The sequence below is a fragment of the Streptomyces sp. NPDC097619 genome (assembly GCF_040302735.1).
In the GTDB taxonomy this organism is placed as follows: domain Bacteria; phylum Actinomycetota; class Actinomycetes; order Streptomycetales; family Streptomycetaceae; genus Streptomyces.
The window spans coordinates 1-21289 of record NZ_JBEOSD010000144.1 but is presented as its reverse complement, the minus strand read 5'-3'; the positions used below and the strand labels follow the sequence as shown (position 1 = coordinate 21289).

19 protein-coding genes are annotated in these 21289 nt (G+C 73.1%); 9 read left to right on the top strand and 10 right to left on the bottom strand.

Annotated features, from left to right (window positions below; genetic code table 11):
* Positions 1 to 149: 149 nt before the first annotated feature.
* Complete coding sequence (locus ABTZ17_RS29220) at positions 150 to 812, top strand: NADPH-dependent FMN reductase (protein ID WP_352198755.1); 663 nt, start codon at positions 150 to 152, stop codon at positions 810 to 812.
* A gap of 55 nt (positions 813 to 867) precedes the next feature.
* On the opposite strand, the gene ABTZ17_RS29215 is transcribed toward ABTZ17_RS29220, so the two are convergent.
* Positions 868 to 2409 (bottom strand): YfcC family protein, encoded by a 1542-nt coding sequence (locus tag ABTZ17_RS29215; RefSeq protein ID WP_352198754.1) that lies wholly within the window; start codon positions 2407 to 2409, stop codon positions 868 to 870.
* Positions 2406 to 3773, bottom strand: a complete 1368-nt coding sequence (locus ABTZ17_RS29210) for a M20/M25/M40 family metallo-hydrolase (RefSeq protein WP_352198753.1) — start codon at positions 3771 to 3773, stop codon at positions 2406 to 2408. Before ABTZ17_RS29210 ends, ABTZ17_RS29215 begins: the two co-directional genes overlap by 4 nt.
* Before the next feature lie 143 nt (positions 3774 to 3916).
* On the opposite strand from ABTZ17_RS29210, the gene ABTZ17_RS29205 reads away from it, so the two are divergent.
* Complete coding sequence (locus ABTZ17_RS29205) at positions 3917 to 4858, top strand: hypothetical protein (RefSeq protein ID WP_352198752.1); 942 nt, start codon at positions 3917 to 3919, stop codon at positions 4856 to 4858.
* A 201-nt stretch (positions 4859 to 5059) separates the two neighbouring features.
* Complete coding sequence (locus ABTZ17_RS29200) at positions 5060 to 5845, top strand: bestrophin-like domain (RefSeq protein ID WP_352198751.1); 786 nt, start codon at positions 5060 to 5062, stop codon at positions 5843 to 5845.
* A 56-nt stretch (positions 5846 to 5901) separates the two neighbouring features.
* On the opposite strand, the gene ABTZ17_RS29195 is transcribed toward ABTZ17_RS29200, so the two are convergent.
* The 4 genes from ABTZ17_RS29195 to ABTZ17_RS29180 all read right to left on the bottom strand — a co-directional run bounded on the left by ABTZ17_RS29195 (position 5902) and on the right by ABTZ17_RS29180 (position 9815).
* Entirely contained in the window at positions 5902 to 7323 is a 1422-nt protein-coding gene (locus tag ABTZ17_RS29195) for an FAD-dependent oxidoreductase (protein ID WP_352198750.1), read from the bottom strand.
* Entirely contained in the window at positions 7323 to 8507 is a 1185-nt protein-coding gene (locus tag ABTZ17_RS29190; RefSeq protein ID WP_352198749.1) for an MAB_1171c family putative transporter, read from the bottom strand. The genes ABTZ17_RS29195 and ABTZ17_RS29190 overlap by 1 nt, the downstream gene beginning before the upstream one ends.
* Positions 8508 to 8510: 3 nt before the next feature.
* On the bottom strand, positions 8511 to 9059 hold the full coding sequence (locus ABTZ17_RS29185) for a toxin-antitoxin system, toxin component (RefSeq protein ID WP_352198748.1): 549 nt from the start codon (positions 9057 to 9059) through the stop codon (positions 8511 to 8513).
* Between the two features lie 72 nt (positions 9060 to 9131).
* Positions 9132 to 9815, bottom strand: a complete 684-nt coding sequence (locus tag ABTZ17_RS29180; protein WP_352198747.1) for a helix-turn-helix domain-containing protein — start codon at positions 9813 to 9815, stop codon at positions 9132 to 9134.
* Between the two features lie 219 nt (positions 9816 to 10034).
* Here ABTZ17_RS29180 and ABTZ17_RS29175 point away from each other — a divergent pair, with 219 nt between their 5' ends.
* The 4 genes from ABTZ17_RS29175 to ABTZ17_RS29160 all read left to right on the top strand — a co-directional run bounded on the left by ABTZ17_RS29175 (position 10035) and on the right by ABTZ17_RS29160 (position 15564).
* The gene (locus ABTZ17_RS29175) at positions 10035 to 11024 is read left to right on the top strand and encodes a helix-turn-helix domain-containing protein (protein WP_352198746.1); all 990 of its coding nucleotides are present in this window, start codon (positions 10035 to 10037) and stop codon (positions 11022 to 11024) included.
* Between the two features lie 354 nt (positions 11025 to 11378).
* Complete coding sequence (locus ABTZ17_RS29170) at positions 11379 to 12719, top strand: 6-phospho-beta-glucosidase (protein WP_352198745.1); 1341 nt, start codon at positions 11379 to 11381, stop codon at positions 12717 to 12719.
* An 83-nt stretch (positions 12720 to 12802) separates the two neighbouring features.
* Entirely contained in the window at positions 12803 to 14872 is a 2070-nt protein-coding gene (locus tag ABTZ17_RS29165) for an MDR family MFS transporter (RefSeq protein ID WP_502994890.1), read from the top strand.
* A gap of 161 nt (positions 14873 to 15033) precedes the next feature.
* A complete protein-coding gene (locus ABTZ17_RS29160) occupies positions 15034 to 15564 on the top strand; it encodes a nucleotide triphosphate diphosphatase NUDT15 (protein ID WP_352198744.1) in 531 nt (176 codons plus the stop codon).
* An 83-nt stretch (positions 15565 to 15647) separates the two neighbouring features.
* Here ABTZ17_RS29160 and ABTZ17_RS29155 read toward each other — a convergent pair whose 3' ends face one another.
* Positions 15648 to 16715 (bottom strand): ATP-dependent DNA ligase, encoded by a 1068-nt coding sequence (locus ABTZ17_RS29155; RefSeq protein WP_352198743.1) that lies wholly within the window; start codon positions 16713 to 16715, stop codon positions 15648 to 15650.
* 75 nt (positions 16716 to 16790) lie between these two features.
* Here ABTZ17_RS29155 and ligD point away from each other — a divergent pair, with 75 nt between their 5' ends.
* Positions 16791 to 17834, top strand: coding sequence for a non-homologous end-joining DNA ligase (gene ligD, locus ABTZ17_RS29150; protein WP_352198742.1), 1044 nt, complete (start codon positions 16791 to 16793; stop codon positions 17832 to 17834).
* 252 nt (positions 17835 to 18086) lie between these two features.
* Positions 18087 to 18320: a WhiB family transcriptional regulator gene (locus tag ABTZ17_RS29145; protein WP_352198756.1), complete on the top strand. Its 234-nt coding sequence runs from the start codon at positions 18087 to 18089 to the stop codon at positions 18318 to 18320.
* 108 nt (positions 18321 to 18428) lie between these two features.
* On the opposite strand, the gene ABTZ17_RS29140 is transcribed toward ABTZ17_RS29145, so the two are convergent.
* The 3 genes from ABTZ17_RS29140 to ABTZ17_RS29130 form a co-directional block, all read right to left on the bottom strand.
* Complete coding sequence (locus ABTZ17_RS29140; RefSeq protein ID WP_352198741.1) at positions 18429 to 19409, bottom strand: acyl-ACP desaturase; 981 nt, start codon at positions 19407 to 19409, stop codon at positions 18429 to 18431.
* Positions 19410 to 19728: 319 nt separating this feature from the next.
* Positions 19729 to 20070, bottom strand: coding sequence for a hypothetical protein (locus tag ABTZ17_RS29135; protein ID WP_352198740.1), 342 nt, complete (start codon positions 20068 to 20070; stop codon positions 19729 to 19731).
* A gap of 58 nt (positions 20071 to 20128) precedes the next feature.
* Entirely contained in the window at positions 20129 to 20980 is an 852-nt protein-coding gene (locus tag ABTZ17_RS29130) for a Scr1 family TA system antitoxin-like transcriptional regulator (protein ID WP_352198739.1), read from the bottom strand.
* Between the last annotated feature and the right edge of the window lie 309 nt (positions 20981 to 21289).

Sequence of the window (21289 nt, the reverse complement as noted above, 5' to 3'; positions counted from 1 at the left end):
CAGGGGGGACCCTGTGGGAGAGTAGGACGCCGCCGAACAATCATTGTGGGGGAGCCCCGCACCTTATGGTGCGGGGCTTTTCTGCGTTTACGGGCAGATCACCGTCGTGCCGCGGGGGAGCGGCCGGGGGGATGGCGTAGCGTCCGGGCGTGACCGACACCCCCGTATCCACCCAGCCCCTGCGGGTCCTCGTACTGGCCGGATCCTCCCGTCAGGAATCCGTGAACGGCCGGCTCACCGAACTCGTCGCCCGTCAGATCGAACGCTCCGGGGCCCAGGTGGACCTGGCCCGCCTGAGGGAATTCGACATGCCCGTCTACGACGGGGACGCCGAAGCCGGCGAAGGGCCGCCCGAAGGGGCCGGCGCCTTCCGGGAACGGCTGCTGATGGCCCAGGCCCTCGTCATCGCCTCCCCCGAGTACAACGCCTCCGTACCCGGGGTCCTGAAGAACGCCGTGGACTGGGTGTCCCGGTTCCGGCCGCAGCCCTTCAAGGACAAGCAGACCCTGCTCGTCTCCGCCTCGCCCTCCCTCTTCGGCGGCAACCGTGGGCTGTGGGCCCTGCGAGTGCCCCTCGAACACCTGGGGGCGCGGGTCTACCCCGACATGTTCAGCCTGGCCGCCGCCCACGACGCCTTCGCGGCGGACGGCGGGCTGAAGGACGCCGGGCTGCAGGAGCGCCTCGCGGCCACCGTCGACTCCTTCCTCGCGCTCGCCGAGGCCGACACCCGGTACCTGTGCCTCCAGCGCCGCTGGTACGAGTTCCTCGGGGACGAGTCCAGCGCGCCCGTCACACAGCGGGCCGAGGACTGAGCAGGGGGTACCGAGCAGGACTCGGACCGATTCCCGGAGCCGCCGGCGCGACCCCTCAGAGGGCCGCGCCGACGGCGACGAAACCGCAGATCAGCACGAAGAGGATGGCCAACAGCGGCCAGACGAACCGCAGGTACTTGTCGTAGCCCACCTTCGCCAGGGCCACACCGCCGATGGTGACCGCGGTCGTCGGCACCCACAGGTTCATCCAGCCGCTCGCCGCCTGCCAGGCCGTGACCACCACGGCCCGCGAGACCCCGGCGAAGTCGGCCAGCGGGGCGAGGATCGGCATGGCCAGCGTCGCGTGCCCCGAGGTGGACGGGATCAGGAAGGCCAGCGGCAGGTTCACCACGAACACGATCACCGCGAAAACGCTGGAGGACGTGCCCTTCACGACGCCCTCGATGGAGTGCAGGACGGTGTCCGTCACCTTCGAGTTGTTCATGATCACGGTGACGCCGCGGGCCAGGAGGATCACCAGGGCGGGCGAGATGAAGTCCGCGGCACCCTGGATGATCGTCGAGCTGAGCTTCTGCTCGCCCATCCGGGCCACCAGTCCCACCAGGACCGCGGCGACCAGGAACAGGGCGGCCAATTGCGGGAAGGTCCAGTCGAGCTCCCAGCCGTACGGGGCGGCGTCGGCGTTGCCGGTCAGGGCGCTCGCCCAGGGCACCACCGAGAAGATCATGAAGGCGAAGACCAGGCACAGGAGGACCAGGACGGTCTTGTGCAGGCCGGTCAGTTCGGGTTCCTCGCCGGTGCCGGCGGCGGCCTGGTCGCGGTCCCCGGGAAGGAAGCCGCAGAGGGAGCGGTCCGGGTCGCGCTGCACGCGTCGGGCGTAGCGGATGACGTAGGCGATGGTGACGGCGGTGAGGACGACCCACATCACGAAGCGGAGGGCGATGCCGTCGCCGAGGGAGATGTCCGCGGCGGCAGAGGCCACGCCCGTGGCGAAGGGGTTGACGGTGGAGCAGAGCACGCCGATGCCCGCGCCGAGGATGGCGGCGCCGACCGCGACCAGCCGGTCGTAGCCGAGGGCGAGCATCATCGGCACGAGCAGGCCGTAGAAGCCGAGGGTCTCCTCGGCGAAGCCCTCGACGGTGCCGAGGATCGAAAAGACGAGCATCACGCCCGCGATGAGCAGGGCGCCGCGGTCCCTCAGGCGGTGGGCGAGCCGGGAGATCCCGCGGTCGAGGGCGCCGGTCGCGAAGACGACGGTGATGAAGGCGCCGATGGCGAGGACGAAGAGGAACACGCCGGCGGCGCCGTACAGGGAGCCCGTGAAGTCGGGGCCGACCAGGCCGGTCTTCTCGTCCTGGATGCCGTAGAGGCCGTTGACGGGGGAGAGGAAGAGGTCGTTGAGGCGGTCGGTGAAGCTCTGTCCGGAGGGCACGCGGTGGTAGGTGCCCTGGACGGGGGCGCCGTCGGCGTCGCGCTCGTACTGGCCGGAGGGGATGAGGAAGTCCACCGCCCAGACGGCGACGGTGACGATCGCGAGGACGGTCAGGGCACTGGGGAAGGTGAACTTCTTTCCGGTGCCCGGTTCTTCGGGGGGCTGCTCCACGGGAGCGGGGCCCGGGGCGGTGGCGCCGCTCATGCCGCACCGCCGCGGGGGGAGAAGTCCTCGGCGTAGGAGCGGACGAAGGCGCAGAGGGCGAGGACGGTGTTGCGGACTTCGGACAGCAGGACGCGTTCGTTGGGGGCGTGCAGGTTGCAGAGGCTGTCCTGGGCGCCGAAGAGGAGGACCTCGGCCCGCGGGGCGGCCTTCGCGAGGCCGTTGACGAGGGGGATGGAGCCTCCGGTCGCCACGTACGCGGCCTCGGTGCCCCACGCCTCCTTGAGGGCGAGGAGGGCGGCCCGGTAGGCGGGGCCGCCGGTGTCGGCCTCGAAGCCGGGTCCGGTGTCCCCCGGGGTGACGGTGAGCGGGATGCCGAAGGGGCGTTGGGCTTCCAGGTGGTCGACGAGGGCCCGGCGGGCTTCGACGGGGTCCTGGAGGGGGTGGAAGCGGAGGTTGAGTTTGGCGCGGGCGGTGGGGACGACGGCGGAGGCGGCGTGGTCCACGGTGGGGGCGTCCAGGCCGATCACGGTGACGGCGGGGCCGCTCCACAGGCGGGAGCCGAGGGAACCGGTGCCGACCAGGGGGGTGCCGTCGAGGACGGAGGCCAGGGAGCGGAACTCGTCCTCGCTGTAGGTGGTGCCGGTCCACTCCTCGCGGCGCAGGCCCGCGACGGCCACGTCGCCGTGCTCGTCGTGGAGGGTGGCCAGGGCGCGCAGCAGGACCAGGAGGGCGTCGGGGGCGGCGCCCCCGAACTCGCCGCTGTGCCGGGCCTCGGCGAGGGTGCGGACCTCGACGGTGACCTCGGCGGCCCCGCGCAGGCCGGTGGTGAGGGTGGGGGTGCCGGGGCGGAGGTTGCCGAGGTCGGCGATGACCATGGCGTCGCAGGCGAAGCGGTCGGGGTCGGTGGGCGGGTAGGTGTCGAAGGAGCTGCCGTACTCCTCCTGGCCCTCGATCACGATCTTGATGCCGACGGGTGGGCGGCCACCGAAGGCGCGGAGCATGCCGAGGTGGGCGATGACGTTGGACTTGTCGTCGGCGATGCCGCGGGCGCGCAGGCCGGGTCCGTCGGGGGTGTCGACGGGGGTGGGTTCGAACGGCGGGGAGAGCCAGAGGGCGGGGTCGCCGGGGGGTTGGACGTCGTAGTGGCCGTAGAGGAGCACGGTGGGGGCGTCCGGGTGGGGCGGGGGGATCTCGCCGTAGACGGCGGGGGCGGTGTCGGGGAGGTCGAGGCGTTCCACGTGGGGGACGCCCGCTTCGCGGAGGAGGGCGGCGACGAGGTCGTGGGCCTCCGTCACCGGTTCGGGCGGGAAGCCGGGGAAGGCGACGGAGGGGATGGCGGCGAGGCGTTCGAGGTCGGCGCGGAGGCCGTCCATCAGGGCGTCGACCGTGGCTTCCAGTTCCATGCGGGCCCGTCCTCGGCTCGGCTGGTGGTGGTCCTCCCCAGTGTTGGGCGCGGGGGCGGGGCGGGCTTGTCGCGCTGGGCCGGGCGGGTGAGCGGCCGGTGCGAACGGGTGTGCGTGCCGGGGGTGCGTATCGATCTTTCTCCGTGATCGTTTCTTCAGACGGGGCCGCCGACCCGTGGCGGCCCGTCGGGAGGCTCCGGGAGGTCGGCGCGGTGGTGGTCTGGCGTTATCTGGCCGGGGCCGGGCTGGTGGCGGTACTGGTGCCCGTGTCGGCGCAGGCGGAGGCGGCCGGCGCGGTCGCCGGGCCCTCGTGGAGCGGTCCCGAACTGCCGGACGGGGACGGGGTGGTGGGTGCCGCGGGCGGGGCCTGCTGGGAAGGGGACGGGCCGGTGGGGGAGGGCCGCCGGACCCTGACGGCGTGGTCGGAGCCCGGTGTCGCGGGGGCGCGGGGCGCCTCCGGAGCGCGGCTGGAGTCCGACCCGCGGACCGGGGAGTACCGGATCGAGGCCTGGCACGGGCGGTGGCACTCCGGGGACGGTCCCGGGTGGGCCCCGGAGGCGGGTGACGGCGGTTCGGCCGGTGCGGGTGCGGGTGCCGTCGCCGGAGCGGACTGCCGGCAGCCGGCGGTCGTGCCCGTGGCGCCCCCGCCGGTGCCCGTACCGCCGTCCGTCCCGCCCGTGCCTCCTGTGCCGCCGCCGGTGCGGCCGTCCGTGCCGTCGGTGCCGGAGCGCACGCCGTCGGCTCCGCCCCCGGCACCACCGCGGGAGCCCGTGCCCGCGTCGCCCGCCCCGGTGCGGGCGGCGCCCGCTCCCGGGCCCGTTGCGGTGGCGCGGCCGGTGCGGGCCCCGGACCCGTCGGCCCCCGTGGCCGTACCGCCCGCGGCGCCCGTCGCGGTGGCCGCGCCCGCGCCGCCCGCGATCCGGGCCTTTCGGGTGCGGCCGTACCGGCAGGCGGTGGTGCGGCGCAAGAACGCGGGGGACCTGTCCACGATGACGCTGATGCTCGTGGTCACCACCCCGGCGGTGCTGGCCGCGGCCGCGCTCCGGCCGCGGGGCTCCGGCCGCGGGGGCCGCGGCTCCGCCTGACCGGGAGCCCGGACCGGGCGCGGCGGGGCGTACGGGCGGGGGCGCGGGGGCCGGTCACGGTCCGTCCCGCCGTCCCGGATGTCGGGCCGCCCCGGTCCCGTCCGCCGAGTTCCGCTCCCGCGAGGCCGCTGTCGTCGTTCCGCGCTCCCTCCGATCCCGTTCGATCCCGTCCACCCACCCCTCTGTTCCAGGAGTCTTCTCGTGTCCCAATGGCTGGTACTGGCCGTCGCCATGGCGCTCGCCTGCGCCCTCGTCCTCGCCTTCACGGCCCTGCGGCACCGCAGGGTCGCGGAGGACGAGGACACCAGCGAAACCCCCGACGTCATCGAGTACATGACGATGATGGTGGGCGTGGTCTACGCGATCGTGCTCGGCCTGGCCATCGCCGGGGTGTGGGAGTCCCGGGGCGCGGCCGAGGACAACGTGCGGCGCGAGGCGCAGGCCCTGTACGAGGTCACGCAGCGGGCCGATGTCTACCCGGCGGCGGTGCGGGACCGGATCCGCGGCGAGGTGGACGCGTACGTGGCGCACACCGTGGACGTGGACTGGCCGCTGTTGACGGCGGAGGAGCCGCCCTCGACGGAGGGCGCGGCGCTGTTGGGGCGGCTGCGGACCTCCGTGACGCACCAGTCTCCGGCCACCGAGCTGCAGGCGCAGGCGTACCAGCCGCTGCTGGACCAGGTGGCGATCGCGGACGAGGCCCGGCACGTGCGGACGCAGAGCGATTCGACCACGCTGCCGGGGATGGTGTGGTTCGGGCTGCTGGTGGGCGCGCTGGTGACGGTCGGGCTGATCTTCACCCTGCAGATCCGGCGGTCGGGGCGGGAGCTGCTGCTTGCGGGCCTGTTCAGTGCGCTGATCGCGTTCCTGCTGTTCCTGGTGTGGAGCTTCGACGCGCCGTTCGGCCGGGAGGGCATCGATTCCGCGGGGCCGTTCCTGGACCTGTTCCCGGCCGTCGCGGAGCGGATGACGGCGGCGGCGCCGTAACGCCCCGGGGGCCGGGGGCCGGGCCGGTACCCGTGCGGTGGTACCGGCCCTCCGGGTCAGGGACGGGTGTCCGTGCGGTGCGTGAAGACGAGCTCGGCCGGCGTCAGCGGGGGGCCGGTCAGGGCAGGGCGCACCGGTCCGCGGGCCACGGCGAGGAGCACCTCGGGTCGCAGCAGCGCGTGCGCGGGTGCCGAGAGGGTCATCACGTCGAAGAGGGTCCGGGTGACGAGAGGCCGGCCGGTGGCGGTGAGCATCAGCCGGTCCATGTACTTGCGGAGGACCTTGGCGGCTCCGCCGGGCTGCTTGCCCACCGCGCCGGGGTAGAGGATGTCCTGCCCGACGGCCAGGTCCCAGGCGGTGGCCACCGGCTTGGAGACCGCGCGCTGGACGGCGCGGGCCCAGCCGGGGCGCTCCGGACCCGAGGTGCGCAGGTGTTCGCCGAGGGCGATCACCCCCTGCGCGGCCACGGACATGCCGTGGCCGTAGACGGGGTTGTAGGTGGCCACGGCGTCCCCGATGACCACGAAGCCTTCGGGCCAGTTCCTGGCCTGTTCGAAGTAGCGGCGGCGGTTGATGGTGCTGCGGCTCACGACCACGTCGGTGAGGGGCTTGGCGTGGGAGATCAGCTCCCCCACGACCGGGTTGCGGACCTGGCGGGCGAAGGCCTCGAATTCGTCCACGGAGGCGTTGGGTTGGCCACCGCGGGTGCCGGAGAGGGTGACGAGCCAGCGGCCGTCCTCGATCGGCATGATGGTCGCGGTCTGGCCGGGGACGGGGACCCGCGGATCGGACTGCACGTTGACGACGGGGAAGTCCTCGGTGCCGGGAGGGGCCTGGTATATGCGGCTGGCATAAGCCAGACCTGAGTCGACCTGTTCTTCGTGGATCTCGCCCTGGACCCCGAGGGCGGTCAGCCACTGGGGGGCGCGGGAACCGCGCCCGCTGGTGTCGACCACGAGGGCGGCCTCGAGGGTCTCTTCGGTACCGTCCGCGCCGCGGACGCGGACGCCGGTGACGCGTTGGGCGTCGCCTTCGAGGGAGAGTAGTTCCGTGCGGTGGCGCACATGGACCTGCGGCCGTGCCGAGACCTCCTCGCGGACCACCCAGTCCAGGAGGTCCCGGCTGCAGCTGATCAGGAACTGCATCTCGGGCCAGCGCCGGAACCAGCCGCTCGCGGACATGGAGACCAGTCCGGTGGGGAGCGGGACCCGGCGGGCGCCGCGGGCGATCCACCGATCGACGGTCCCGGGGACGAGCTCCTCCATCGCTCGCGCGCCACCGGACCAGAGGAGGTGCGCGTGATGGGCCTGGGGCAGGCTCTTGCGCGGCTCGGGTCCCTGCGGCAGGGCGTCGCGGTCCAGGACGGTGACGCTCGTCATGTGGTCGCTGAGGGCGGCCGCGGTCAGCATCCCGGCGAGGCCACCGCCGATCACGACGGCGTGGCGCCCGGGAATCCGGGCGGAGGAGGAATTGCTCATCAGTGGCCACTCTCTGGACCGGCCGCGTTTCGGCGGACTGCTGCTACTACGGGTGAATGACGCAAGGCATGCGAGATCCGGACCAGATCGCGCGGCCGACTGACCGGATCCGGATAATGATCCTGGCTGAAATCTATGCTGTCGCCGTTGCGTTGAGACACCCGGGCCTGGACCGCGGCGGCCACCACGGCGGCGTCGGCCACCGATCGGGCCATATCGGAATCCGTGCCGTGGGCGATCGCCTGTCCGTAGGCGTGGTTGTGGAGGTCTGCGTCGAGGTAGGGGGCGATGTTCAGGAAACCGTCGTGGATGTCGGACTCGCGCTGGGTCACGCGCAGGTCGACCGGTGACCACCAGGCGATGCGCAGTCGGGGGATGTCGGGGGGCGCGGCGGACTGGAGCTCGCGCCACAGGGTGCCCAGCCGGCGGTAGGTGGCCCAGGCCCGCCAGTGGTCCGCGGCGCGTTGGCACACCAGGGGGACGACGAAGCCGATGGAGCTGATCAGGGCACCGAGGGAGGCGAGGGGTGGGGCCACGAAGGTGCTCAGCCCGTCCCAGTCGTGGCCGGCCCAGCGGGCGCCGATGGCGGCGAACTTCGTCACGTCGTAGCTGACGTTGAACAGGTAGCCGATCACGATGATCACGAGGCCGGTGCGCAGCCAGCCGTGCACCTGGAGGGCCCAGCGCCAACACATGGCGACCATGACCACCGCCGCGACGGCGTGCGCCACCAGGTAGAGCACGATCATCTCGCGGATGAAGGGGGTGCCGGAGTAGTGCGTGTCGAGATCGCGGAGATGCTCCTCGGGGGCCTCGCCGAGGGCGAAGAACACGATCAGGGCCACGATCACGATGCTGTAGCAGATGATCCAGCGTCGGGACACTTCACGGGTCCGCTCCGGTGGCCCGCCCCGCCAGTTGACGATGAGGACGAGGCAGGAGGCGCTGAAGGCGCTGATGAGGCAGTAGACCAGGGGCGCCGAGACGTTGGGGATTCCGGTGAGCCGGTTGACTGCGGCGATGGTGGGCGGTGCCGCGAAGGCGAACACCGCACCGGCCAGGGTCAGGAGGGAGCAGACGGCCCGGAGGAGCGGGTCGCGCCAGTTGCGCAGCAGCGAGGGGATCTTGAACGCCAGTGCGATCCACAGGGCTGCCGCGGGGATGTAGTAGTCCTCGCCGTTCAATGGTCAGATCCGGTGCCCTCGATACCCCAGGGAAGCCTCGATGCGACCGGCCAGGCCGTCGAGTTCCGTGGGGGGTCGTACGGCACTGCCGGACAGCCAGGAGCGGCACTTGCTGCCCAGGAGGAGCCCGAAGGTCTCGGCCTCGGTCTCCTCCGACACGTCGGCCCGGGTGCGGGCCGCCACGCTGCGCACGGTCTCGCTGAGGTCGGCCTGGTCGCTGAGCAGCCGTGCCGCGACGGCGGCGCCGTCCACGTGGTGGCTGCAGTGGCCCGCCTTCATGTGCCACAGCTCGTGTCCGAGGATGACCAGCTGGTGGTCGGGAGCGGTGCGCTCCTCGATGACCACGAGGTCGCGGTCGGCCATGTCCAGCCAGAGGCCGCTCGCCGTGCCCGGGGGGAACGAGGCCATGCGGAACTGTACGGGCCGCCCGCGGTGCCTGCTCATGCCCTCGCACAGGGCGGCGTAGAGGTCCGCGGGTTCCGCGGGTGTGGGCAGCCGGATGCCGGCCACCAGCTCCCCGCACAGCCGCCGCTGCTCTCTGCCTATGCTCACCGTTCTCCCCGTCGGCACGGATGCGGATGTGGAACTCTGACACTCACTCGCGGTCCCGGCCGTGGGGCCGGGTCACGAGTCAGTGGGTTTGACGCTTTCGAGCAGCATGTCCAGCCACTCCGTGACCTTGTCGCGGTGCTTGTCGGTGGGGAGCTGCGCGGCCCGCCAGGCGATTCCGCGCACTCCGTGGTCCTGGAGCAACTGTGCCAGTGGATCCTCCCCGGCCGGTTCGGGCGGTACGGTCTCCCGCTCCCGCTCCCTTTCCCGTTCCCGGCCCGCGAAATCCTGCAGCAGTTGCTGTTCGGTGCGCTGGAGGGCGTCCGTGAGGGCGTCGGCGTCGTGCGCGGTGAGGAATCCGGCGTGGACGCCGAAGAAGCGCTGGATGGCGTCACAGTGCTCCATGGTGGGGCGCCGGTCGCCGTTGATGAGGGCGCCCGCCTGCTGGCGGGACATGCAGGCCCCGTCGGCGATCTCCTGCTGGGTGTAGCGTCGCCCGTTGGGTTTGACGCGGGTGCGCCGCAGGAGGTCGAGCCGCTGCAGGAAGCGGGCCTGGAGGTCGGGCTCGCCGGCGGGTCGGCCGTCGAGGAGCTCGCGGACCACGTCCGCCGGGACGCCGGAGGCGTCCGAGAGGAGGCGCAGGTCGAAGACCTCGCTGTGGGCCCGTCCGAGCTTGGCTGCGAGTTCGGCGACGCGCGCGGCAGTGGCCGCCAGGGGACCGGTGGCCACTGGGACGGTAGCCGGGAAGCCGTCTGTCACCAGTGGTTCTCCTAGATCACGCGAGGTTGGTACGGACACGCGGTTGGCCCCTGGAGGCTAGCCGCTTCCCAGTCATACGGCTAGAACTTGCCACAGCTGTGGCGCGAATGAGGTGTCCCTCGGCTGGAATTGCCACAATAGTTGACACTGTCTTGGGGGTGGTAGCAGGATCGCCACACGGAAATGAAGATCGCAGACCGTGAGAAGGGGGAGCTCCCGGTGTCACATCTCGCAGCCGTGGGCCAATCCGGCGTCCTCGCGCGGTCCGGCCAGGAACGTCTGGCGGGCGACGAGCCCGTTCGCGGGGCTGTCCGGTCGGAGCGTCGCAAGGCGCTCCTGCGGCAGCGCCGCGAGGAACTGGGACTCAGTCAAGAGGACGTCGCCGCCCGCCTGGGCATCAGTGTGCGCGCCTACGGGAATTGGGAACGCGGCCTGGTCAAGGAGTGGAACGACCGGAAACTGCTGTCCCTGGCCCAGGCCCTGGAGATGAGCGACCGCCAGCGGTTCTGGCTGTTCCGGGTCCTGGTGGACCGGGACCCGCCGCAGTCCTGGCGCGCCTCGGAGGACTGCCGCCTGCCGGAGGATCCGGCGCAGCGCGACTACCTGCGCGACTACGCGGCCTTCATGGAGTCCGTGCCGTACCCGTCCTTCCTGGTGGACCACCGCTGGGACGTGGCGCTCACCAACTCGGCCTTCGACCAGCTCTTCCAGTCGGTGCGGCCGCATCCGACCGCCCTGCCGGACGACAACTTCCTGCGCTTCGTGCTCTTCCACCCGGACGCGGCGGCGGTGCTGGAGGACCACGAGCCCTCCTGGTGCGTGCCCCTGCTGGCGCAGTTCGCGGCGGCCCTGGCGGCCTGTCCGGACGACCCGGGCCTGCAGGGCATCCGGCAGGAGATCTCCCACGATCCCTTCATGGAGGCGGCCTACCGCTTCGGGGTGCCGCACTGGCTCACCGCGTACGGCTCCGAGGCCGCGCGCAGTGACGGCGCGGTGCTGGGGGTGCGCCACCCGGACCCCCGGTGGGGCCGGGCCCGGTGCCGGTTCGTGTCCGAATCGGGGCCGCTCCTGCAGGAGATGGGCTTCACCCGCTTCACCTTCGTGCTCTCGGCCCCCCAGGGCGTGCCCGCCGGCCCGCCGTCGGCCGGTGCCGCGGCGGCGCAGCAGGTCCGGCCCCGGCTGCGGGCGGTCCCGCCGCTCGCGGACTGAGCCGGCGCGCCGGGACCATCCCGCGAAACGCCGGATTCCGGCCGATTCCGCGGGGTGCCCGGCGGCCGGATCCGCCCTGCGCGGAGCCCGCAGGAACGGAATCAGGGAATCCGGATGCCACAGTTCCGGACATTTTCCGAGGGCCCCCGGGCAAGCGGATTCGCACCCTCCGAATGCCACAGATCCGGACACGAATCGTGCCGCGCAGCGAGGCGCGCCACCGTGACACGCCGGGCCCTGACCGGCCCCGCCCCGCCCCACCCGCCCCGCACGCCCTACCGTGACCGCACGGGGTGCCCCACCACGGCCACCCCGGTCCGGCAGGGACGCGAACACGGGAAGGGCGGGCGCCAGATGAAACTGACGATCCTCGGCGGAGGCGGATTCCGGGTCCCCCTGGTGTACGGGGCACTCCTCGGCGACCACGCCGAGGGCCGCGTCACCGCGGTCGCCCTCTACGACCACGACCCCGCCCGCCTCACCGCCATCGCCCGGGTCCTCACCGAACAGGCCGCCGGGATCCCCGACGCGCCCACCGTCACCGCCGGCACCGACCTCGACGAGGCCCTGCGCGGCGCCGACTTCGTCTTCTCGGCCATCCGCGTCGGCGGACTCGAGGGCCGGGCCGCCGACGAACGGATCGCCCTGGCCGAAGGCGTCCTCGGCCAGGAGACCACCGGCGCAGGCGGAGTGGCGTACGGACTGCGGACCGTGCCCGTGGCCCGGGAACTGGCCCTGCGGATCGCCCGCGCCGCCCCGGACGCCTGGGTCATCAACTTCACCAACCCCGCCGGACTGGTCACCGAGGCCATGGTCCCGGCCCTCGGCGGCCGCGTCATCGGCATCTGCGACTCCCCGGTCGGTCTCGGCCGGCGCATCGCCCGCCTCCTCGGCGCCGACCCGGCCCGCGCCCGCGTCGACTACGCCGGCCTGAACCACCTCGGTTGGGTCCGCGGCCTCTACGTCGACGGCCGCAACGAACTGCCCCGGCTGCTCGACGACCCCACCCTCCTGGAATCCTTCGAGGAGGGCCGGCTCTTCGGCGCCGACTGGCTCCGCTCCCTCGGCGCCGTACCCAACGAGTACCTGCACTACTACTACTTCAACCGCGAGGCCGTACGCGCCTACCAGGAGGCCGAGCGGACCCGCGGGGCCTTCCTCCGCGACCAGCAGGCCGCCTTCTACACCGAGGCCGCCCGCCCCGGCACCTCCGCCCTCGCCGCCTGGGACCGCACCCGGGCCGAACGGGAGGCCACCTACATGGCCGAGAACCGCGAGGCCGCCGGAGCGGGGGAACGCGAGGACAGCGACCTGGAGTCCGGCGGCTACGAACAGGTGGCCCTCGCCCTGATGCGGGCCATCGCCCGCGACGAACGCGCCGAACTCATCCTCAACGTCCCCAACCGCGGCACCCTGCCCGGCCTCGACGACGAGGCGGTCGTCGAGGTCCCCTGCACCGTCGACTCCAAGGGCCCCCGGGCCGCCCCCGTGGCCCCGCTGCCCTACCACGCGGCCGGACTCGTCGCCTCCGTCAAGGCGGTGGAGCGCGCCGTCCTCGCCGCGAGCACCAGCGGCTCCCGCCGGGACGCCGTCGCCGCCTTCGCCCTGCACCCCCTCGTGGACTCCGTGACCGTGGCCCGCAGGCTCCTCGACGCCTACACCGCCGCCCACCCCGGCCTGTCCCACCTGCGCTGATACCCGCCCGCGGGGCCGCACGGGCTCACCCGTACGGCCCCGCGACGCATGCGCCGCCCCCGGCCCGGTGTGAGAGTGCGAGGGTGAGCACCCTCAGCGAAACCAGCGCCGCGGCAGGCCCCCCGGCGGCCCTGGACCGCCGCCACCGCAACGTCGTCTTCGGCACGATCATGCTGGGTGTGCTGCTGGCGGCGCTCGACCAGACCATCGTGGGCACCGCCCTGCCCACCATCGTGGCCGACCTCGGCGGCGGGGACCACATGTCCTGGGTGGTCACCTCCTACCTGCTGGCCGAGACCGTCGCCACCGTGCTCGTCGGCAAGTTCGGCGACCTCTTCGGCCGGAAACTGATCTTCCAGATCTCCGCGGTGGTCTTCATCACCGGCTCCTTCCTCTGCGGCTTCGCCTCCAACATGACCCTGCTCATCCTGTGGCGGGGCGTGCAGGGCATCGGCGCGGGCGGACTGATGGTCACCTCCATGGCCCTCATCGCCGACGTCATCCCGCTCCGCGAACGCGGCAAGTACCAGGGCGCCATCGGCGCCGTCTTCGGCGTCGCCACCGTCATCGGCCCGCTCCTCGGCGGCCTCTTCACCGACCACCTCACCTGGCGCTGGGCCTTCTACGTCAACGTTCCCATCGCCATCGGCGTCGTCGTCGCCGCGGCCCGCACCATCCCCTCGGTCCGCTCCGCCGCCCGCCCCGTCATCGACTACCTCGGCATCGCCCTCGTCGCGGTCGGCGCCGGCTCCCTCATCCTCGCCACCAGCATGGGCGGCAACGAGTACGCCTGGAGCTCCCCGCTCATCATCGGCCTCTTCGCCGGCGGCACCCTCGCCCTCGCCCTGTTCTGCCTGGCCGAGACCCGCGCCGCCGAACCCATGCTCCCGATGCGGCTGTTCCGGAACCCGGTCTTCACCGTCTGCTCCGTACTCAGCTTCGTCGTCGGCTTCGCCATGCTCGGCGCGATGACCTTCCTGCCCACCTACCTCCAGTACGTGGACGGGGACTCCGCCACCGTCTCCGGAGTCCGCACCCTCCCCCTGGTCATCGGCCTGCTCATCGCCTCCGTGTTCAGCGGCAACGTCACCAGCAAGACCGGCCACTACCGGATCTTCCCCATCGTCGGCTCCCTGGTCATGGCCCTCGGGCTGTACCTGCTCTCGCTGATGGGACCCGGCACCGGAGCCTGGCTCGCCTCCCTCTACATGTTCGTCCTCGGCACCGGCATCGGCCTGTGCATGCAGGTGCTCACCATCGCCGTGCAGAACACCGTGGACTACGCCGACCTCGGCACCGCCACCTCCGGGGTCACCTTCTTCCGCACCCTCGGCAGCTCCTTCGGCACCGCCGTCTTCGGCACCATCTACGCCAACACCCTCGGCCCCAACCTCGCCTCCGGAGTCGCCGAGGCCGCCCGCGCCACCGGCACCGACCCCACCACCCTGGCCCGGGCCGCGAGCAGCCCCCAGGGCGTCCACGGACTCGACCCGAGACAGGCCGGCCCCGTCGTCCAGGCCTACGCCGACACCCTCCAGACCGTCTTCCTGTGGACCGTCCCGGTGGCCCTCTTCGGCTTCGTCGTCGCCCTCTTCCTCAAGCAGGTCAAGCTCCGCGACAGCGCCCGCGCCGGATCCGCCGACATGGGCGAGGGCTTCGCCTCCCCGGCCGGCACCGGCGACTCCGCCAAACTCCTCGAACTCGCCGTCGGCAAACTCCTCCGAAACATGGACCCCGCCGTCACCCGCGCCCTCGTCCACGACAGCGACACCCGCCTCGACATGGCCGGGGCCTGGGCCGTCATGCAAGTCCACCTCCTCACCCGCACCGTCGGCCACGCCCGCCTCGGCCTCATCGCGAGCCGCCGCGGCCTCCCCCCGGAAGTCCTCGTCCCCGTCTTCGACCGCATGGTCGAGGAGGGCTACCTCACCCGGCAGGACGCCTACTTCTCCGAGACGCCCGCCGGCACCCGCGAGGCCGAGGTGATCTCCCGGGCCTGGGGCGACTGGCTGGCCGCCGAACTGGAGAAGGACCGCGGCCGCCCCTCCGAGGAGGAACTGCGCACCGCCGTCGACGCCATCGCCAAGCGCCTCCTGACCGAGGACCTCGCCGACGGCACCTTCCACGGCCGCGCCACGGCGGGGCGGGCCTGACCCTCCCCGCCCCCGTTCTCCGGGGCGCTCCCCCTTCCCCGCCGCCGCCCGGTCGCCTGCCCGCGCCGCCGCCCTCACGGGCACCGCGGGCCGCCCGTCCGCGCCGCGTCCGCGCCGTGCGAGGATCACCGGGCCGCCGCCGCGACCGCCCCAGGAGAGACATGCCCGGACAGCCCCGCCCCGAGGACCCCTCCGCCCCCGCCCCGCCGGCCGCGGGGGCCGTCCCCGGGCCCGAGCGCCCCGAACGGGCCCGGCCGCGCGGCAACGCCGTCGTCGGCGTGGGCGTCGTGGTCACCGACCCCGCCGGACGCGTCCTGCTCGGACAGGGCCCCGACGGGCGCTGGGAACTGCCCGGCGGGAAGGTGGACCCCGGGGAGGGCTTCGCCGACACCGCCGTCCGCGAACTCGCCGAGGAGACCTCCCTACGGGCCGAACCGGCGGCCGTGCGGATCCTCGCGGTCCTCCTCGGCGACAAGGCCGGGGTCACCCTGCTCACCGCGGCCGCCGTGGCCGGCCCCGTCCGCGGCCGCCCCCGCGTCACCGAACCCGACAAGATCCTCCGCTGGGAGTGGTTCGCACCCGAGGAGGTCCCGACGGGACTGTACGGTCCCTCGGCCGCGGTGCTCCGCGCCTGGCGGTCCGACCTGCCCGTCCCGCCCGCCCCCGGACACGCCTACCCCCTCGGGCGCTGACCCCCGCCCCGACCGCCCCCGACCGACCGCGGCGGGAGCGCCGCCGGCCGCCACCGACCGGTCCCGGCCCCCGCCGGCCCCCGTCAGCCCCCTGTGCCCAGCACCTCCGCGAGGTCGTAGCCCACGACCTCCTCCAGCTGCCCGTACGTACAGCCCTTCGCCGTCCGGTCCGGCCGGAAGCGGCGGAACTGCGCCGTGTGCCGGAACCGATCCCCCTCCATGTGGTCGTACGCGACCTCCACCACCAACTCCGGGCGCAACGGCACCCACGACAGGTCCTTGCCCCCGGACCACCGACTCGGCGCCCCCGGCAACCGGGCCTCCGCGTGTGCGGACTCCTCCGTCCACGCCGCCCACGGGTGCCGGGACGGATCCGTCATCCGCAGCGGCTCCAGTTCCGCCACCAGCTCGGCCCGCCGCTTCATCGGGAAGGCCGCGCACACCCCCACGTGCTGGAGCCGCCCCGACGCGTCGTACAGGCCCAACAACAGCGAACCCAGCACCGGCCCGCTCTTGTGGAAGCGGTACCCGGCCACCACCGCGTCCGCGGTCCGCTCGTGCTTGATCTTGAACATCAGGCGGGCGTCCGGCCGGTACGGCAGGTCCGGCGACTTCGCCACCACCCCGTCCAGCCCGGCCCCCTCGTACGCCTCGAACCACCGCCGCGCCACCTCCGGATCGCTGGTCGCCGGGGCCAGGTGCACCGGCGGCCGGGCCTCCGCCAGCACCCCCTCCAAGGCCCTGCGCCGCTCCGCGAGCGGCACCTCCAGCAACGCCTCCTCGCCCAGGGCGAGCAGGTCGAAGGCCACGAAACTCGCCGGCTGGGACTCCGACAGGGTCCGCACCCGCGAGGCCGCCGGATGGATCCGCTCCGTGAGCCGGTCGAAGTCCAACCGCCCGTCCCGCACGATCACGATCTCCCCGTCGACCACCACCCGCTCCGGCAGGTTCGCCGACAGCGCCTCCACCAGCTCCGGGAAGTACCGCGTCAACGGCTTCCCGGTCCGGCTGCCGATCACCAGCTCCGGCCCGTCCCGGAACACCAGGGCCCGGAAGCCGTCCCACTTCGCCTCGTACTGCATCCCCGGCGGGATCGCGGCCACCGACTTGGCCAGCATCGGCTTCACGGGGGGCATCACCGGTAGGTCCATGGCTCCGATTCTGCGAGCCCCCGGCCCGTCCCGCCCGGTGTGCGCCCCGCACCGGGCCCGCCTACCGTGAGGCGCATGGGTACTGCGCGCACGGCGGTGGAGCTGGACGCGGGCGGCCGGACGGTGCGTCTGACCAGCCCGGAGAAGGTGTACTTTCCCGAGCGCGGGCTGACCAAGTTGGACGTGGCCCGCTACTACCTGGCCGTGGCCGACGGGATCACCCGCGCCCTGCGGGACCGGCCGACGACCCTGGAGCGCTACCCCGACGGGGTGACGGGCGAGTCCTTCTTCCAGAAACGGGCCCCCAAGAACCTGCCCGACTGGATCCCCACCGCCCACATCACCTTCCCCAGCGGCCGCAGCGCCGACGAGATCTGCCCGACCGAACCCGCGGCCGTGCTGTGGGCCGCCAACCTGGGCTGCCTCACCTTCCACCCCTGGCCGGTCCGGCGCGCCGACACCGACCGGCCCGACGAACTCCGCATCGACCTCGACCCCCAGCCCGGCACCGACCACCACCACGCCGCCACGGCCGCCTACGAGCTGCGCGGCGTCCTGGAAGAGCTGGGACTGCGCGGCTGGCCGAAGACCTCCGGTGGCCGGGGACTGCACGTGTTCGTTCCCATCGAACCCCGCTGGACCTTCACCGAGGTGCGGGCCTGCGCGATCGCCATCGGGCGGGAGCTGGAGCGCCGGATGCCCGCCGAGGTCACCACCGCCTGGTGGAAGGAGGAGCGCGGCGCGCGGATCTTCTTCGACTACAACCAGACCGCCCGGGACCGCACCATCGCCTCCGCCTACTCGGTGCGGCCCCGCCCGCACGCGCCGGTGTCGGCGCCGCTGCGCTGGGAGGAGGTCGGCGAGGCCGACCCGAGGGACTTCGACGTGCTGACCATGCCGGCCCGGTACGCCGAGCTGGGCGACGTGCACGCCGACATGGACGCCGAGCGGTACGTCCTGGACGCCGCCCTGGAACTGGCCGACCGGGACCGCGAGGACCGGGGGCTCGGGGACATGCCGTACCCGCCGGACCACCCCAAGATGCCGGGGGAGCCCAAACGGGTGCAGCCGAGCCGGGCCCGGCACGAGGACGGCCCCGAAGGCGGGAAGGACGGCTGAGGGGCGGGTGCGTCGGGCCCGCGTGCCGGGTCCGTGCGTCCGGCGCGTGCGTCGGGCCCGCGCGTCGAGCGCGTGCGTCGGGTCCGTTGAGTGGCCGTTGATCCGACGTATATCGGCCGGCGTCATGCTCCCGGCATGCCGATGAACACGACGACGGGCACGAGGACGATGAGCACGATGAGCACGATGACGGGCACCACGAACAGCACGGGCACCCTGACCGGTGGCACGGGGCGGCGCGCCGCGCGCGCGATCACGTCGGGAGCGGCGGCGGAGCTGGACTGGCAGACGGGGGCCCTCTGCGCGCAGACCGGGCCCGACTTCTTCTTCCCCGAGCCGGGCAGCTCGGTACGGGACGCCAAGCGGCTCTGCGCGGCCTGCCCGGGGCGGGCGGCGTGCCTGGAGTACGCGCTCAGCAACGACGAGCGGTTCGGGGTGTGGGGCGGGCTGTCCGAGCAGGAGCGGCTCCGGCTGCGCCGTCGCTGAGCGGGCAGCCGGAGCCGGAGCCGGGGGTCCAGGGCGGGGGAGGACGGACCGGCCGGACGGCCCGGGGGAGCTGCCCCGGGGCCGGCGTCGGCGGTCGGCCGTGGTGGGTCAGGCGGTGCGGCTGCCGCGGGCGGCGATCCGGGCGGCGCGGGCGGCCAGGCGCTCGTCGAACTTGCGGGCCTCGTCGTCGAGCCCGCCCATGAACAGGCCGAGCTCCTCCTGGGCGCGCTGCCCGTCGGGGCCGAGGCCGTCGATCTCCATGACCTTGAGGAAGCGGAGCACGGGCGCGAGGACGTCGTCGTGGTGGATGCGCAGGTTGTAGATGCCGCCGATGGCCATCTGGGCGGCGGAGCGCTCGAAACCGGGCATGCCGTGACCGGGCATCCGGAAGTTGACGACCACGTCCCGGACGGCCTCCATCGTGAGGTCCGGGGCCAGCTCGAAGGCGGCGCCGAGCAGGTTGCGGTAGAAGACCATGTGGAGGTTCTCGTCCTGCGCGATGCGGGCCAGCATCCGGTCGCAGACGGGGTCCCCGGACTGGTGGCCGGTGTTGCGGTGCGAGATGCGGGTGGCCAGCTCCTGGAAGGCGACGTACGCCACCGAGTGCAGCATCGAGTGGCGGTTGTCGGACTCGAAGCCCTCCGACATGTGCTGCATCCGGAAGGCTTCCAGCTTGTCCGGGTCCACGGCGCGCGAGGCGAGGAGGTAGTCCCGCATCACGATGCCGTGCCGGCCCTCCTCCGCGGTCCAGCGGTGCACCCAGGTGCCCCAGGCGCCGTCCCGGCCGAACAGGGAGGCGATCTCGTGGTGGTAGCTGGGGAGGTTGTCCTCGGTGAGCAGGTTGACCACCAGGGCGATCTTGCCGATCTCCGTGACCTTGGACTGGCTGGGGTCCCAGGCCTCGCCGTCCTCGAAGAAGCCGGGGAAGTTGCGGGCGTCGCCCCAGGGCACGTACTCGTGCGGCATCCAGTCCTTGGTGATCTTCAGGTGGCGGTTCAGTTCCCGTTCCACCACCTCTTCCAGCGCGAACAGCAGCTTGGCGTCCGTCCACGCCTGCGAGCTGCCGAGGTGGGGAGAGGCGATGGTCACGGGTACTCCAGGGGCACAAGGGGGCAGGGCGGAAATACTTACGGCTTCGTAGGTTACGAAACCGTAGGTTAAGCCCGGCGTCAGGGGGCACCAACCCCCCTCCGGTGAATTGTCCGGCTACGTTCTGTTATGTAGCGAGGTCGTAGGGGCGAACGGAGAGCCAGGTCACGTGCCCTCCGGTCCGATCCGGAACGGAAACGGACCCGAAAGCGGTAGCGGCCCGTGGCGGGATGCGCAACGGTGCGTAGCGAGCGCCCCGCGCGGCACCGGGCCGCCCGGACGGGCCGGAGCCCGGCGCGGCGGCTCCCGGCGGCTCCCGTCAGGACAGGAGGTGATCGGCGGCCCCCGCCTTCACGGCGGAGACCAGGGCCCGCAGGGCCTCGATCGAGTCGGTCACGAAGACCGGGGAACCGGTGGTGCCTATGTAGGCCCGACCGTCGTCGTCACGACCGAAGCGGAAGCAGTTGGCCCCCTCGCTGCAGAAGGGGTCCGTCCACCGGACCCGGGCGGCTCCCGGGAGGGTGGACGCGGGGGCCGTGGGGCCCTCGCGACCCGGGTCCCCCGTGGGGCGGGCGACCGGGACGCCGGACGGGCCGGGCGCGGTGGTGCCGGGCGCGGCGGGCGGGAACGCGGTCGGGAGGGTGCTCGTGCGCGGGGTCATGGCGTCTCTCCTGGGGCTCGACGGTCGCCGCGGCGGCCGGGCGGGGGCGGGGTCTCGCTCACAGCTCCTGGGCCAGCCCGTGGAGGAACTCCCGGGAGGCCCGGGCGGGCAGGGCCAGCGCCCGCAGCCGGTCGAGCAGCCCGCTGTAGCGCCGCAGTTGCATGGGGGAGTCCAGGAGCATCGAGCCGTGCGAGGTGTCGAGCTGCACGGTGTCCAGTTGTGCTATCCGCCCGGCCGCGTAGGTGAAGGACTGCCCGGCGCCGGGGAAGCCGCCCGCGCCGAAGGGGATCACGCGCACGGTGACGTGGTCGCGTTCGCTCTGCTCCGCGATGTGCTCCAACTGGCCGCGGGCCACCTTCGGTCCGCCGAACTGCATGCGCAGCGCCGCCTCGTGGATCACCGCCTCGTACTGCGGCGGCTGCTCGCGGTCCAGGATCCGACGCCGGCTGACCCGCAGGGCCAACCGGGCCTCGAAGTCGGGCCCGGGCAACGGCGGATCGGCCGACTCGAAGACCGCGGCGGCGTGTTCGTCGGTCTGGAGCAGCCCGGGAGTGTGCGTGGTGACCGCCGTGTGCAGGGCCACGGCGTGGTGCTCCAGCTCCGCGATGTCCAGCAGCCCCGGTGGCAGCATCCCCCGGTGCTCCTCCCACCAGCCCTTGTCCCGCTCCTGCGCCACCGAGGCCAGCAGGTCCACCAACGCGGCGTCCGGGCACTCGTAGTTGAAGGCGAGGGTGCGGACCCGCTCCGCGGTGATCCCGATCCGCCCGGACTCGATGTTGGGGATCCGGGTGCGGTCCACCCCCAGGAGGGACGCGGCCTGCTGGACCGTGGTCCCCGACTGTTCGCGGAGCCTGCGCAGTTCTCGGCCGAGACGCTGCTGACGGGCGGTCGGGCTGCTCCTGGGCGGCACGTGTTTCCCCCTTCCGGACGGGCCGGCCCCGCGCGAAGGCCGGACCTGCCCGAAACGACACGAGAAGACCGCGCGCGGGCACGGGAGAAGATCCGGAACGCCCCCGTGGCACTACGTTCGGTAGTCCAAGTCTCACACGCGGCCACCCTCCCGAGCGGGCACAACCGCGCTCTGAGCACCACGGAATACGCCACCGCGCGTGTCGGCCGGACACCGGGCGCGCGCGGGGCGGCCCGGCACCACCGCGCGGTCGTCATCCGCCGTTCACCCGGCCCGCCGTGGAATGTGGGTTTCCGCGAGCACGCTGCC